Genomic DNA, 12945 nt, shown 5'->3' on the forward strand with positions numbered 1-12945 from the left:
GTCGTCCTCGGATCCGTTGCAGCGGTCAGGTGTTGAGGTCAGGTGTCGAGGTCAGGGGTGTTGCAGGCGGACGTCCAGGGCGTCGTGGACCGCGTCGCCGATCAGGTTGAACGCCACCACGGTGACGATCAGGATTCCGGCGGGCGGGTACACCAGCCACCAGTAGCCGTCGTACAGGGAGTTGAGGCCGGCCGAGAGCATGGTGCCCCAGTCGGCGTGCGGCGGTGGCAGCCCGAGCCCGAGGAAGCTGAGGGCGGACAGGGTGAGGATCGAGTCGGCGATGGTGAAGGTGCCGCTGACGATGATCACGCCCGCGGCGTTGGGGATCAGATGGCGCAGCACGATGCGCCTCCCGGTGCCGCCCATCATCCGCGCCGCCTGGACGAACTCCCTGGTCCGCAGGGAGAGTACCTCGCCCCTGACCAGGCGCGCGGCCCCGAGCCAGGACAGCAGCGACAGCAGCAGCACGATCCCCCACAGGGTCGGCGTGAACACACTGACCATGATCAGCAGCAGCACGATGCCGGGGATGGCGAGGAAGGTGTCGATGACCCGCATCATGACCGCGTCGACGATGCCGCCGACATAGCCGGCGAAGGCCCCGTACAGCGTGCCGATGACGGTGGTGGTGACGGCCACCGCGAAGCCGAGTTCGAGCGAGGACCGGCCGCCCTCCATCAGCCGTCCCAGCACGTCGTACCCGGAGGCGTCGGTGCCCAGCGGATTCCCGCTGCCGGGCGGGAGATCGGCCAGGTCCAGTTGCACGGTGACCTGGTCGGTCCGGTACAGCAGCGGCCCGACGAAGCAGAACGCGGCGGTCACGGCGACCATGCCCAGCCCGACCAGGGCGCGCCGGTTGCGGACGAACGCCTCCGCCAGCAGCCGTCCGGACCCGCGCGGCGCCGTCGGGGTGTCCACGGGAGTGTCCAGGGGCTCAAGCGTCGACATAGCGGATCCGGGGGTCGAGGAGGCTGTAGGCGATGTCGGCGAACAGGCTTCCCAGGACGGTGGCCACGCCGACCACCAGGGTCGATCCGAGCATGATCGGGTAGTCCTTGCTGGTGGCCGCCTGGTAGAACAGCAGCCCCATTCCTGGGTAGTTGAAGACGGACTCGGCGATCACCGCACCGGCCACCACGCTCGGGGCCGACAGCCCCAGCACGGTGATGACCGGCAGCAGGGAGTTGCGCAGCACGTGCCGGCGCAGCACCAGTCGCTCCGGCAGTCCCTTGGAACGGGCGACCTGGACGTACTCCTGGGCCAGGGTGTTGATGGCCGAGGACCGCATGTACCGGCTGAAGCCGGCCACGCTGACCAGGGTCAGCGTGACCACCGGCAGCACCAGGGCGCGCGGGTCGGCCAGGATCCCGGCGACGGTCTCCGCCTGCGGTGCCTCGGAGGGCAGCAGGTGCAGCTGCACCGAGAAGACCGCGATCAGCAGCAGGGCGAAGAAGAAGTCCGGCATCGAGTACAGCACGAAGGAGACGACGGTGAGGACGTGGTCCGCGACCCGGCCCCGGCGCACCGCCTGGAAGATCCCCATCGGCAGCGCGACCGCGAGCGCGAGCAGCGTGGACAGCCCCAGCAGCACGGCGTCCCGCGGCAGCCGCTGCGCGATCAGCGTGGACACCGGCTGGTTGAGGGCGTACGAGGTGCCGAAGTTGCCCTCGGCGGCCTGCTTCACAAAGGACACGAACTGCGCCGCCAGCGGCCGGTCCAGGCCGTTGGCGGCGTTGAACACAGCGATCCGCTCGGCCGTGGCCCGGGTGCCCAGGGTGGCCCGGGCGGCACTGCCCGGTACGAGGTGGATCATGACGAACGTCAGGACCATGACGCCGATCACCACCACGATCGCCTCCCCGGTCCGGCGGATCAGATAGGCGGTCACAGCGTTCCCGTCACGAGGTGTAGCCCCAGTCCTCGAAGTTCTGCTCGCCCGAGAACGGGTTGAGCGGGACGACGCCCTGCAGGTTCTTCCGGTAGACCAGCAGGCTCTCCCGCAAGGGGAGCCACAGCCAGGGGAGTTGCTGGGCCGCGTAGTCCTCGTACTGCGTGAACGTCTGGGCCGAGGAACCGTACTCGGTGGCCTTGATCAGCTGGTCCATTGTCGGGTCGGAGTAGCCGCCGGAGTTGGCGGAGCCGCCGGTGTCGAAGAACCCGGTGCCGTTGGGGTAGAGCGGGTACGGGTTGTAACCGAACTCCGCCAGCTGCCAGCCGCAGCCGGACGCCGGGTGGGAGGCCGCGGTGCAGGTGCCGATCGTGCTGATGAGCGTGTTGAACGGCTCCGACTTGAGGTTGACGGTGATGCCCGCCTGCGCCTCCGAGGACTTGATGGCCGCGTTCTGCTCGTCCGTGGTGGCCCGGCCGGAGGAGTAGACCAGGTTGAAGGTCAGCGCCTGGCCGGCGGTGATGCCCGCTCCGCACTGCGTGGCGCCGGTCCCGGGGCTGGCGCAGGTCGTCGTCCCGCCCGGCACCACCGTCCAACCGTGCGCCTGCAGCAGGGCCTTGGCCTTGGCCGGGTCGTACGGGTACGGCCCGCCGGCCTTCTCCAGCGGCGAGGCCCACGCGCCGGTGGCCTTGACCGGGACGGGCCCGTTGCCCGGATCCGCGTAGCCGTTGTAGACCTTGGAGACGATCTGGTTGCGGTCGATCAGGTACTCCATCGCCTGCCGGACGTACAGCGGGCGGAGCAGGGCGCCGACCGCGGAGTTGTAGAGATTGGGTTCGATCTCGGCCACGCCGGGGATCGGCACGCTCGCGATCGAGTATCCGCTCGACTCCAGCGCCTGCGCCTGCTTGACGTCGGTCAGCGGCAGCGACGCGATGTCGAGGGCGCTGCCCGAGCGCAGGGCGTTGATCTCGGGGGTGTCGGAGGTGAAGGGCGAGAAGACGACCTTGTCGAGGGTCGGCTTGGTCGAACCGGAGTACTGCGTGTTGGGGACGTAGCTGTAGTAGCCGTTGCTCCGGAACTCGGACAGCTTCCACGGTCCGTCGACGACCTGCCAGAGCGGGTTGGTGGTGAAGGCGGTCGTCTTGGCGCCCTCCTTCTGCAGGTAGGCGTACACGGCCTTGGCGCCCGCGGTGGTGGTGTCGTCGTCCCCGACCGCGCCGGTCGCGGAGGTCTTGTCCCAGGCGTGCTGGGGCAGCAGCGGGATGGTGCTGAGGACGTCGTCGGTGTAGAAGTCCGGGTTGTACGCCTGGGTGAGGTCCAGCACCACGGTGTGGGCGTCCGGGGTGGACACCTTCGAGACGTCCTCGGGGAAGAGTCCGACCAGGTGGGCGTTCCAGTTCGAGGCGTTCGCCTTCAGCAGGTTGTAGACAAAGGAGAAGTCCCGGCTGGTGACCGGCTGTCCGTCGGACCAGTTCCAGCTCTTGAGCGTGATGGTGATCCGCTTGTCGCCATTGGAGTAGTCAAGGGAGCTGAACAGGCTCTTGTCCTTGTTCACCACCGAGTTGGCGCCGTCCCCCGCGTAGACCAGGTACGGCCACAGGGGCTGGGTGAGGTTGACGTTGTAACCGTTCTGGTTGGTCGCCGGAGCCAGCGGGAAGATGAAGTCGGGCTGCGCGCCCACCTCCGCGATGGTGACCGTCCCGCCCTTCTTGACCGGGAGTTTGGTCGCACTGGCGCTCTCGCCGTTGCTGATCGCCCCGTGGCCGCTCCCCCCGCCTCCTGAGCAGCCGACGGCAAGGATCGCCAGGGCTGTCGCGCCCGCGGCGAGTCTCAGTCGTTGGATAGCGCGCATGCGTGTCACCGTCTCCCTCGTTCGCATCACACCATGTCCGAATCAGTCATATTTTCTACATGCCCATGACATCAGCCGTTGCAGGGATTTACCCGTGCCCCACCGGGTCCATGCCCGGCCCGGCGTCACGCTGTCATGATCATGGCTCATTGATAGCAGTGGCCTGCAGCCGCTCACAACGCTTGGAATGTTGCAGCATTGCGAAATGTGCAGCGGCAGTGTGTCGGGCAGTCCGGAACTGTTGACCCAGTTGCTCGACCTCTGCTGAACTCACGCTCATGAAGCCGCAGCTGGAACTCATTCGGCGGCGTCGTCGCTCTGCTCACCGTTGTCAGCACCCTCGCCGCATGCGCGTCGACCACGAAGGCCACGCCACTGAGCATCACCGGCGCGTCGAGCGCCGCCCCCCATCCCGAGTGGAGCCAGTACACCTTCACCATCGGCGACAACGGCGGTGACGGCAGCGAGGCCCTGGCCAGGATCACCGGTGCGTTCGACAACGCCTCCTACAAGGTGAAGTTCGCCCGGTTCACCTACGGCCCCCCGCTGGTGCGGGCTGCCGCGTCGGGCGACATCGACCTGGGAAGCGTCGGCGACGTGCCGCCGATCACCGGCGCCGCGAAGGAGTACGGCTTCAAGATCGTCGCCGTCACCCGGTCGCTCACACCCACCCAGCCGGCGGAGAACATCATCGTCCCGAAGGGCTCGGCACTCCGGACGCTCGCGGACCTCAAGGGCAAGAAACTCGCTGTCCCGCAAGGCAGTTCGGCCCACGGCCTGGCCCTGAACGCACTCAGGAGCGTCGGCCTCACCCCCAAGGACGTACAGCTGGTCTTCCTCGACCCGGCAGCCGGCGCCACCGCGTTCGCGACCGGCAAGGTGGACGCCTGGGCGATCTGGAACCCGCAGTCCGCGCTCGCGGTCAAGGCGGGAGCCCGGATCCTGGCGAAGGGCCTCCCGCCGATCGGCCAGACCAGCAACTACTACGTCGCCAGTGACAAGTCGCTGAACGACCCGACCAAGCGGGCGGCGCTCACGGACCTCCTGAAGCGGCTGGCGAGTGAGTTCCACTGGGCGGTCCAGCACCCCGACCAGTACGCGAAGGCGATCTCCCAGGAGGAGGGAATCCCGCTGGCCGACGCCAAGGCGGTGCTGAGCTCGCTGGAGACCCGGGTGACCGCGGTGGAGCCGGCGGACGTCACCCTGGAGCAGCAGCTCGGCGACGCCTTCCTGGAGGCCGGTCAGATCACCAAGAAGGTCGACGTCCAGTCGATCACCGACAATCTCCTCCCGGCCGGCTACGACAGCTCGAAGCTCAACTGAGCGTTGTCGGCAGGCTCAGCAGCAGGTCCCGGACGGCGGCGGGCCGGGACAGGAAGGGGTGGTGGCCGGTGTCGAGTTCGACGACGCTGCCGGCCCGGCGGGCGAACTCGCGCTGCAGCCGCGGCGGGGTGCCCCGGTCCTGGGCGCAGACCAGGTAGGTCGAGGGCAGCTGCTGCCACGCGGCCGCCCCGACCGGCTGCCCGGTCACCTGGACGCTCTGCCGGGCCAGGTGGTCCGCAGCCTGCGCCTGGACCTCGGGGTCGCAGTCCTGCAGGAAGGTGTCCACCAGCAGCTCGGGGCGGACCCCGAAGGTGCCGGCGCCGGGGTCGACGTCGAGGAACGGGGCGGGGCCGCCGTCGCCGAACTCCGACAGGCTCTGCCCGACCTCGGGCAGGTAGCTGGAGACCAGCAGCAGGTGGCGCACCGACCCGACTCCCGCGGCGGCTTCCGCGGTGACGATGCCGCCGTAGCTGTGGGCGACCACGACGGTCGGCTCGTCGTCGGCCTGCAGCACCTGACGCACCGCGGCGACGTCCTGGGCCAGCCCCGGACCGCCGACGCCGCCGGGCCGGCCCGCCTCGCCGCAGCTCGGCAGGGCCGGGGCCACGCTCGACACCCCCCGCTGCTGCAGCAGCTCGGCGGTGCGGTGCCACCACCACGACCCGTCCCGCACGCACGCCCCGTGCACGAACACGACCCTCATCACCATCTCCAATTCGCGACACAATGCGGCAGTACGCGGTTCACGGTCCCCGGTGATGATGGGGGGCAGGTCCCGGTCCACCAGTCAGGAGAACGCCATGAGCGTCGTCGTCCTCGTCGGCAACCCCAAGCCACGATCCCGTACCTACGCGGCGGCGCACCTGGTCGCCGAGAAGCTGACGGGAGCTCAAGCCGACCACAGCATAGATCTCGCCGACCTCGGCGCCGGGCTGTTCGACCCCGAGGACCAGCGGGTCGCCGAGGCGATCGCCGCCGTCGAGGGTGCGAGCCTGCTGGTCGTCGCCAGTCCCACCTACAAGGCCAGCTACACCGGGCTGCTCAAGCCGGTCCTGGTGGAACTGGGCGCGACCGTCCCGGTGAAGGGCCTGTTCCTGCTGGACTCGGACTACGCCGCCTCGGAGGAGCTGGAGAGCTGGCTGCCGGCAGCACGCAGCCAGGTGACCGCCACGCTGAACACCGAGCGGGCCCGGGTGACGTCATGACGGCGGATGCGAAGGACCCGGTGTCCGAGGCCGACCTGCGCCATCTGCGCCGATCCGTGGAACTGGCGACCGAAGCCCTGGAGGCCGGTGACTGGCCGTTCGGTTCGGTGCTGGTAGGCGGGGACGGGACCGTCCTCGCCGAGGATCGCAACCGGGAAGTGAGCCTGGGCGACCCCACCCGCCACCCGGAGTTCGAGCTGGCGCGCTGGGCCGCGACCCACCTGACTCCGGAGGCGCGGGCGGCGGCGACGGTCTTCACCTCCGGCGAGCACTGCCCGATGTGCGCGGCGGCCCACGGCTGGGTCGGGCTGGGCCGCATCGTCTATGTGAGCTCGGCCGAGCAGACGGCGTCCTGGAACAAGGAGCTCGGCGCCGCACCCGCCGACGTCCGCCCGGTACCGATCACGGATCTTGTTCCCGGCCTCGTGGTCCAGGGACCCGTTCCCGGCCTCGCCGAGGAGGTGCACGAGCTGCACCGAAGGTTCCGCGGTCAGAGCTGAGAGGAACTACGGCTTCTCGCGGAAGTGGACGATCACCCGTCCCTCGTTGCCCGGCGCCGATTCATGGCGGAGGTAGAGCTTCTTGATGTGCCGCTGGTCCAGAAACGCCAGCACGCGCCGCTTCAGCTGACCCGACCCCTTGCCGGGGATGATCTCGACGGCGGATTCGCCGGAGTGCGAGGCCGCGAAGAGGAACTGGCGCAGGGCGAGTTCGATGTCGCGGTTGTTGCGGTAGATCGGGTGCAGATCCAGGCTCAGCACGACGCATCAACTGCCGTAGATCCGGGACGGCTCGACCAGGACCACGGTGCGTCGCTGCTCGACCATCACCCGGTCGTACTCGTCCCAGTCCTCGTGCTCGCCGCCGGCCGCGGTGAACACCGCGCGCAGCAGCAGCCGCAGGCTCTCCGGGTCCAGCCAGGGCTGCGGGTCGTCGGGCCCGGCGAGCTGGGCCCGGCCCTCGACGGTCGCCCAGCGCCAGCCGTGCCGGAAGACCGCGGTGACCTGCGGCCGGTCCCGCAGGTTGGCCAGCTTCACCCGTCCGTAGGTGACGAAGGCCAGAACCGGTACGCCCGTGGTGGGATGCGGCAGCACCCCGGCGTTGACGACCGAGGCCTGCACGGTCGCATCCGCCCGCAACGTCGACACCACCACCAGCCCGTGCTCCTTCCGCCCGACGGCAGCGGCTTCCTGAAGCGTCGTCATGGGTGCTTCCCCTCACTCTCGTCGGGCCGTGGTCCTCTGGCCCGTCAGTCCTGCCAGTCGAGTTGGTGCTCGGGCACTCCCACCGTCCGGCCGTAGGCGCGCGCCTCGGCGGCTACGGCCGTCTCTCCGCGAGCGTAGCGGTACACCCTGCCGGCAAAGACGATCACACGCTCGTTCCCGACCCGCAGATCGGCGTACCAGCCGCCCTCCGCCCGGAGGCAGGACGCCAGCGCCTCGGCGACGCTGTCGGCCTCCCGGTCGTCGACCTCGAAGTCGACCACCGTCCACAGCGGCGGCTGATGCGGACCCACCGTGTCCGACAGGTCCAACCGGGTGATCCGACGGATCCTCAGCCCAGGCGGCTCGAAGACCGCGCCGGGGCGCAGGCTCTCGCCGATGACGCAACCCGTGGCCACGATCACCCCGGCCGGGGGCCGCTGCCGGTCGGAACGGCGCCGAAGTCCACCCGGGGGGTGGGTCGGAAGTCCTCGGGTCGGACGGCCTTCGGCCCGGTCAGCCGCTTGGCGAAGGGCAGCGGGCCGCCCAGGGTCTCCGGGTCGGCCGTGAGGTCGAAGAGGGCGGTGTAGCCGGTGACCAGGTAGAGGCCCCTGGCCTCCGGCTGGCGCGGCCCGGTGGTGAGGTAGACCTGCTGGTATCCGGCTGCCGCGGCGGCCTGCTCCAGCTCGTGGACGATGCGCCGGGCCAGGCCCTGGCGGCGGTGCGCGCTGTGCGTCCAGATCCGCTTCAGCTCGGCGGTGCGCTCGTCGTAGCGGCGGTACGCGCCCCCGGCGACCGGCTCGCCGTCCTGCAGCAGCAGGAGCAGCAGCCCGCCGTGGTCCGGCTCGAACTCCTCGGCCGGATACCGGGCCAGCTCCTTGCTGGCGCCGGCCAGCGAGGGGTAGTGGGTGGTGTACTCGTACTCCAGCTCGCTGAGCAGCGGCTGGACCAGCGGATCCGCCAGGACGGCCGGGCGGACTTCGTACCGCGGGGCAGTGGTCGTCATCGAAGCGCCCCCTCGGCGGCGACGGCCGTGCGGGCCCGCTCGGCGTCGCGCGCGGCGACGCCCTCACGCACCAGCGGGATGACATGGCGGCCGAAGTCGATGGCGTCGCCGAGCAGGTCGTAGCCCCGGGCGGAGAGGATGCCGACGCCCAGGTCGTAGTAGTCGAGCAGAGCCTCCGCGACGGTCTCGGGGGTGCCGACCAGGGCGTTGGAGTTGCCGGCGCCGCCGGTCGCAGCGGCGGTCGGGGTCCACAGCGCGCGGTCGTAGCGCTCGCCCTGCTCGGCGATGGCGATCAGCCGCTGGGAACCGGTGTTCTGCGGGGCATCCGCTCCGGGCCGGCTCCAGGCACCCGCCTCGCGGCGGGCCTTGATCGTCGCGACCGTTCGGTGGGCCTTCTCCCAGGCCAGCTCCTCGGTGGGCGCGATGATCGGCCGGAACGCCACCTGGATCCGCGGCGGGTCGGTGCGCCCGGCCGCCTCGGCCGCCGCCTTCACGGCCTCGATCTGCTTGGCAGTCTCCGCCAGCGGCTCACCCCACAGTGCGTAGATGTCCGCGACGGCTCCACCCGCCGCATAGGCGGCGGGCGAGGAGCCGCCGAAGGAGACGTCCGGACGCGGCTGCCGCACCGGGAACACGTCGCTGGCGAAATCGTTGAAGCGGTAGTACTCGCCCTCGTGGTCGAAGGGCTGGTGCTCGGTCCAGGCCCGCTTGACGATCTCGATGTACTCCCGGGTGCGCGCGTAGCGCTGGTCCTTGGTCAGGAAGTCGCCCTCGCGCTGCTGCTCGTGGTCGTTGCCGCCGGTGATGAAGTGGACCGTGAGCCGACCGTCGCTGATCCGGTCGAGGGTGGCGAACTCCTTGGCGGCGAAGGTCGGATAGGAGACGTTCGGCCGGTGTGCCAGCAGGATCTGCAGCCGGTCGGTGTTGGCCGCGATGTACGCGGCGGCGATGCCCGGCTCGGGCGAGCCGGAACCGTAGGCGAACAGGACCCGGTCCCAGCCGTGGTCCTCGTGGGCCCGGGCCAGCCGGAGCGTGTACTCCTTGTCGAAGGAGGCCCCGCGGCGGGGGTTGGTCTCCGAGCCGTCGTTGGTGGCGGCGATACCGAGGAACTCGACGGGCATGACGGTGCCTTTCCGGTCGTTGGAGTGCGCACCCCCGCCCGCCGACGCAAGCGCGATCAGGCACGGAGGGTGGTGTGACGAAGCGTCAGAGAGTGCGCGGGACAACGCCACGCGCGGTCGGGCGAGACGGCCCGCTACCGGGGAGTCAGCGACAACACGCCGCGGACCACACCCGACCGAAGTCGATGTGGCACCGGACGACCAGGTGCTGCGCGGTACTCATACCGAACAGTCCAACAGCCCATCGGAGCCACGTCAAGATCCGCCCGAGGCGCGGGACGCAGCGTGCTACGCCCGGAGGCCGAGGCGGGACCACAGCTCCCGCTCGACCTCCGTCGGAGGGATGTGAGCGCAGAGGCGCTCGGGATGGCCCGGTGACGGCCGGTCGGCCGTTACCCCCCGGTGCCAGGGCTCCGGCCAGGGCCAGGGCGCGCAGACACCCCACAGGGACCCGCCGAACGCGATCAGCCCCGGCGTCCACCGGTCCAGCAGAATCGACCACCACCGCGCCGCCCGCCGCGACCTCCACCTCACCGGAATCTCCTCCTCTCCCACCGAGTCCGGGAAACGCGGCACCGCCCCTGGCGCACCGGCGCCGACAGGCTGGCTGATGGCGTGTCAGAGCAGGGGCCGGACGCACTCGGCGAAGGTGTACGCCTCCTCCAGGTGCGGGTAGCCGGAGAGGACGAACTCGTCGACGCCCGCCGCTCGGTATTCGTCGATCCGTTCGGCGACCTCCTCGTGGCTGCCGACCAGCGCGGTCCCCGCGCCGCCGCGGACCAGGCCGATCCCGGCCCAGAGGTTGGGCGCCACCAGCAGCCGGTCCCGGGAGCCGCCGTGGAGCTCCAGCATCCGGCGCTGGCCCTCCGACTCCAGCGCGCGCAGGCGCTGCTGTCCGGCCGCGATCGCCCGGTCGTCCAGGCCCGCGATCAGCGCGTCGGCGGCCTGCCAGGCCTGGGCCGCGGTGTCCCGGCTGAGGACGTGGATACGCAGCCCGAACCGCAGCGTCCGGCCTTCCGCCTCGGCCCGCTCGCGCACCCGGGCGATCTTCTCGGCAACCAGCGGGGCCGGCTCGCCCCAGGTCAGATAGGTGTCGGCGTGCCGGGCCGCCAGGGCGATCGCGGGGTCGGAGGAGCCGCCGAAGTAGACCCACGGGGCCGACTCGGGGGGACGGCGCAGCTGGGCGCCCTCCAGGTGGTAGTGCTCACCCTTGTGGTCGAATCGGTCGCCGGTCCAGGAGGCCCGCACCACGTCCAGGAACTCCCCGGCCCGGGCGTAGCGCTCGTCATGGCCCAGCCGGTCGCCGTAGCCGCGCTGTGCTGGAGCTGGAGATGAGCAAGATCGACCAGCTCACCGCGCTGCGCGCGGCCGGCATCGAGGTCCCCCGTACGCTGGCGGTCATCGGCCGCGACGTCATCGCCCCGGCCAAGGCGGCGTCCGCATCAACGCCCACGACGCGGTAGACGAGGAGGACCCGATGGGAATCGAGCCGGAAAGCGATGGGCACGAGCGAGCGCAAGTCTCCCCCTGGCGCCCGGTCGCCGGGGACGTGCCGGACGCGGTCCGCGACGCCTGGAGGCCCGACGATCGGCACCGGGTGCTCGCCGAGCAACTGCACCGGTTCGGGCTCTGGGATCACCTTCCCGCCGAGGCGCGGGCCGACGCCGTCGCAGACGTCGCGTCGGGCGGCTACCCGCTGGACTTCGACCTGCTGTACGAGCGGATCGAGTTCTTCGCCGACGGTGAGTCGCTCGCCGAGGGCGGCGTCGAGAGGTTCCTCGGGGAGATCGCACCGGCCCTCGCCCGGTTCGGGCTGTACCTGCAGGTCCAGGCGGTCGAGCAGCCCTACCTCGGGCTGGGCCACGGCGACTATGTGCTCTCCGTCAACGGCATCGGCTGCACGATCTGGAACGCGGACGACTGGAGCGGAGGCAATACCTGGGAGCAGGCGACCGCACGTCCGCTGGCTGTCGTCAACCAGTTGCTCGCAAGCGCGGGCACCAGCCGGGTCCGCGCGCACACCCTCTACGCCGGCGGCAATGAGGGCATCCTCCTGCTGATGGACCCCAGGGCCGCAGAAGCGATGCGAGCCAGCGGACTGTGCCCCGACCACGAGGTCCCCGCGCTCGCCGCAGCCGGTCAGGGACGTAGCCAGAGGGGTTAGGCGACGAACCAGTGCTCGACGACGCCCTCGGTGGGAGCGGACTGCGGGACCGGTTCGAACAGGGTTGGCGGCACGGGGGGCGTGGCGAGGAGGGCTGCGATCCTCGGGATCTGAGCCGCGATGCTCGCGCTGTGCTGCCTGAACGCCTCGATCGAGGCGAACGCCTGGACGACCAGCAGCGGTCCGTCGGCGTCGCCGCGCGCGCGGTGCACCGAGTAGTGCAGGCACCCGGGTTCGGCACGGATCTGCGTGGCGAGTTCGGTCAGCACCTCGACGAGATCCTCGCGTCGTCCGTTCCTGGCCTCCATGGTGGACACGGCAACGACCGTGCCGGTGCCGACGGGCTGACCGCTCTGGAGCAGTGCCAGTGCCTGGTCCGCCTCAGCCCGACTGCGCAGCCGGATCTCCCGGCCGCCCACCGCCGCTGCGGCCGAGGCCGCGACGGCGACCGCGCCCACCTGGTCGGCACTGACCCGGTCCTGATCGCCTGAGCCGGTCAAGCGGGTCCTGACCGGCCCGAGGACCAGGGCGAAGACGCGCTGCCGTCCGGCCACCTCGGCCTGGAGGACCTGCCGCATCATCAGCAGGGCGGCCTGCTCCATGCTGACCAGGCTGCTGCCGGTTACCGGCGTGAGCGCGGATTCCCCGACGATCAGCGTGAAGGCCCCGTCTGCGTTCAGCCGGGGCAGGAAGGCCCGCAGAACGGCCACGTGCGCGGCGGCGAGCCCGACGAAGGCGCTCTGCCAGTCGCTCTCGTCGATCTCCCAGAGCTGCTTGCCGGCCCACCATCCACCGATCGGGGCCACTACGTCGTCGACGCCGCCGAGCCTGCGCTCCATCTCCTCGGCAAGCTGCTGGGCGCCGACGAACGTCGTGTAGTCGTGGACCAGCAGGTGCAGGCGGTCGGTCGCCGCGTCACCGAGCACGCGCCGGAACTCCTCCGCCCGCTCCCGGGTGCGGGTCGGCACGAGGACGTCCGCACCGGCGGCGAGGTAGCTGCGGACGACACCCTCGCCCACGGCACCGGTGCCGCCCGGAACGACAACCCGGCGACCGGACAGGTCGGGCAGTGCGGTGATGCTGTGCATGGGATCACTCCTCGGGAGCGATGAGGGGCAGTGGACCGGCGATCCGCCACTGATGCCACTCACGTGTTGGCCAACCCAACGTTGGCTTCCCCA

16 protein-coding genes and 1 pseudogene are annotated in these 12945 nt (G+C 70.6%); 5 read left to right on the forward strand and 12 right to left on the reverse strand.

The annotated features are described in order from the left end of the window. Nucleotides 1-51 precede the first annotated feature (51 nt). The 3 genes from ABH941_RS08250 to ABH941_RS08260 are packed head-to-tail and all read right to left on the reverse strand — an operon-like array spanning nt 52 to nt 3743. Nucleotides 52-948 (reverse strand): ABC transporter permease, encoded by an 897-nt coding sequence (locus tag ABH941_RS08250; protein WP_370127958.1) that lies wholly within the window; start codon nt 946-948, stop codon nt 52-54. Continuing rightward, the gene (locus ABH941_RS08255) at nt 935-1888 is read right to left on the reverse strand and encodes an ABC transporter permease (RefSeq protein WP_370127959.1); all 954 of its coding nucleotides are present in this window, start codon (nt 1886-1888) and stop codon (nt 935-937) included. The genes ABH941_RS08250 and ABH941_RS08255 overlap by 14 nt, the downstream gene beginning before the upstream one ends. A 10-nt stretch (nt 1889-1898) precedes the next feature. Further along, nucleotides 1899-3743, reverse strand: a complete 1845-nt coding sequence (locus ABH941_RS08260) for a peptide ABC transporter substrate-binding protein (RefSeq protein WP_370127960.1) — start codon at nt 3741-3743, stop codon at nt 1899-1901. 438 nt (nt 3744-4181) lie between these two features. Here ABH941_RS08260 and ABH941_RS08265 point away from each other — a divergent pair, with 438 nt between their 5' ends. Next, complete coding sequence (locus ABH941_RS08265) at nt 4182-5066, forward strand: aliphatic sulfonate ABC transporter substrate-binding protein (protein ID WP_370128151.1); 885 nt, start codon at nt 4182-4184, stop codon at nt 5064-5066. Here ABH941_RS08265 and ABH941_RS08270 read toward each other — a convergent pair. Further along, a complete protein-coding gene (locus tag ABH941_RS08270) occupies nt 5059-5769 on the reverse strand; it encodes an alpha/beta hydrolase (RefSeq protein ID WP_370127961.1) in 711 nt (236 codons plus the stop codon). The genes ABH941_RS08265 and ABH941_RS08270 overlap by 8 nt on opposite strands. A 97-nt stretch (nt 5770-5866) precedes the next feature. Here ABH941_RS08270 and ABH941_RS08275 point away from each other — a divergent pair, with 97 nt between their 5' ends. Both ABH941_RS08275 and ABH941_RS08280 read left to right on the forward strand, forming a co-directional pair. Further along, entirely contained in the window at nt 5867-6271 is a 405-nt protein-coding gene (locus ABH941_RS08275) for an NAD(P)H-dependent oxidoreductase (protein WP_370127962.1), read from the forward strand. After that, a complete protein-coding gene (locus ABH941_RS08280) occupies nt 6268-6771 on the forward strand; it encodes a nucleoside deaminase (protein ID WP_370127963.1) in 504 nt (167 codons plus the stop codon). The genes ABH941_RS08275 and ABH941_RS08280 overlap by 4 nt, the downstream gene beginning before the upstream one ends. A 6-nt stretch (nt 6772-6777) precedes the next feature. Here ABH941_RS08280 and ABH941_RS08285 read toward each other — a convergent pair whose 3' ends face one another. The 7 genes and pseudogenes from ABH941_RS08285 to ABH941_RS08315 form a co-directional block, all read right to left on the reverse strand. Continuing rightward, complete coding sequence (locus tag ABH941_RS08285) at nt 6778-7032, reverse strand: Smr/MutS family protein (protein ID WP_370127964.1); 255 nt, start codon at nt 7030-7032, stop codon at nt 6778-6780. Nucleotides 7033-7038: 6 nt separating this feature from the next. Continuing rightward, a complete protein-coding gene (locus ABH941_RS08290; RefSeq protein ID WP_370127965.1) occupies nt 7039-7476 on the reverse strand; it encodes a TIGR03618 family F420-dependent PPOX class oxidoreductase in 438 nt (145 codons plus the stop codon). Between the two features lie 44 nt (nt 7477-7520). Continuing rightward, nucleotides 7521-7892 carry a hypothetical protein gene (locus tag ABH941_RS08295; protein WP_370127966.1) on the reverse strand — a complete coding sequence of 124 codons (372 nt, stop codon included), beginning with the start codon at nt 7890-7892 and terminating at the stop codon, nt 7521-7523. A 2-nt stretch (nt 7893-7894) separates the two neighbouring features. Beyond that, on the reverse strand, nt 7895-8479 hold the full coding sequence (locus ABH941_RS08300; protein ID WP_370127967.1) for a GNAT family N-acetyltransferase: 585 nt from the start codon (nt 8477-8479) through the stop codon (nt 7895-7897). Further along, nucleotides 8476-9600, reverse strand: coding sequence for an LLM class flavin-dependent oxidoreductase (locus ABH941_RS08305; protein ID WP_370127968.1), 1125 nt, complete (start codon nt 9598-9600; stop codon nt 8476-8478). Before ABH941_RS08305 ends, ABH941_RS08300 begins: the two co-directional genes overlap by 4 nt. Before the next feature lie 288 nt (nt 9601-9888). Further along, nucleotides 9889-10176: a DUF6059 family protein gene (locus ABH941_RS08310; protein WP_370127969.1), complete on the reverse strand. Its 288-nt coding sequence runs from the start codon at nt 10174-10176 to the stop codon at nt 9889-9891. A gap of 42 nt (nt 10177-10218) precedes the next feature. Then, nucleotides 10219-10917, reverse strand: a pseudogene (locus tag ABH941_RS08315) (LLM class flavin-dependent oxidoreductase); the annotation flags it as partial. Between the two features lie 14 nt (nt 10918-10931). Between ABH941_RS08315 and ABH941_RS08320 the strand changes: the two are divergent. Both ABH941_RS08320 and ABH941_RS08325 read left to right on the forward strand, forming a co-directional pair. After that, nucleotides 10932-11063 carry a hypothetical protein gene (locus ABH941_RS08320; protein ID WP_370127970.1) on the forward strand — a complete coding sequence of 44 codons (132 nt, stop codon included), beginning with the start codon at nt 10932-10934 and terminating at the stop codon, nt 11061-11063. A gap of 14 nt (nt 11064-11077) precedes the next feature. Next, nucleotides 11078-11764: a hypothetical protein gene (locus ABH941_RS08325; RefSeq protein ID WP_370127971.1), complete on the forward strand. Its 687-nt coding sequence runs from the start codon at nt 11078-11080 to the stop codon at nt 11762-11764. Here ABH941_RS08325 and ABH941_RS08330 read toward each other — a convergent pair. Then, the gene (locus ABH941_RS08330) at nt 11761-12852 is read right to left on the reverse strand and encodes an SDR family NAD(P)-dependent oxidoreductase (protein ID WP_370127972.1); all 1092 of its coding nucleotides are present in this window, start codon (nt 12850-12852) and stop codon (nt 11761-11763) included. The genes ABH941_RS08325 and ABH941_RS08330 overlap by 4 nt on opposite strands. Nucleotides 12853-12945 lie beyond the last annotated feature (93 nt).

The sequence above is a fragment of the Streptacidiphilus sp. EB103A genome, from assembly GCF_041261405.1.
In the GTDB taxonomy this organism is placed as follows: Bacteria; Actinomycetota; Actinomycetes; order Streptomycetales; family Streptomycetaceae; genus Streptacidiphilus.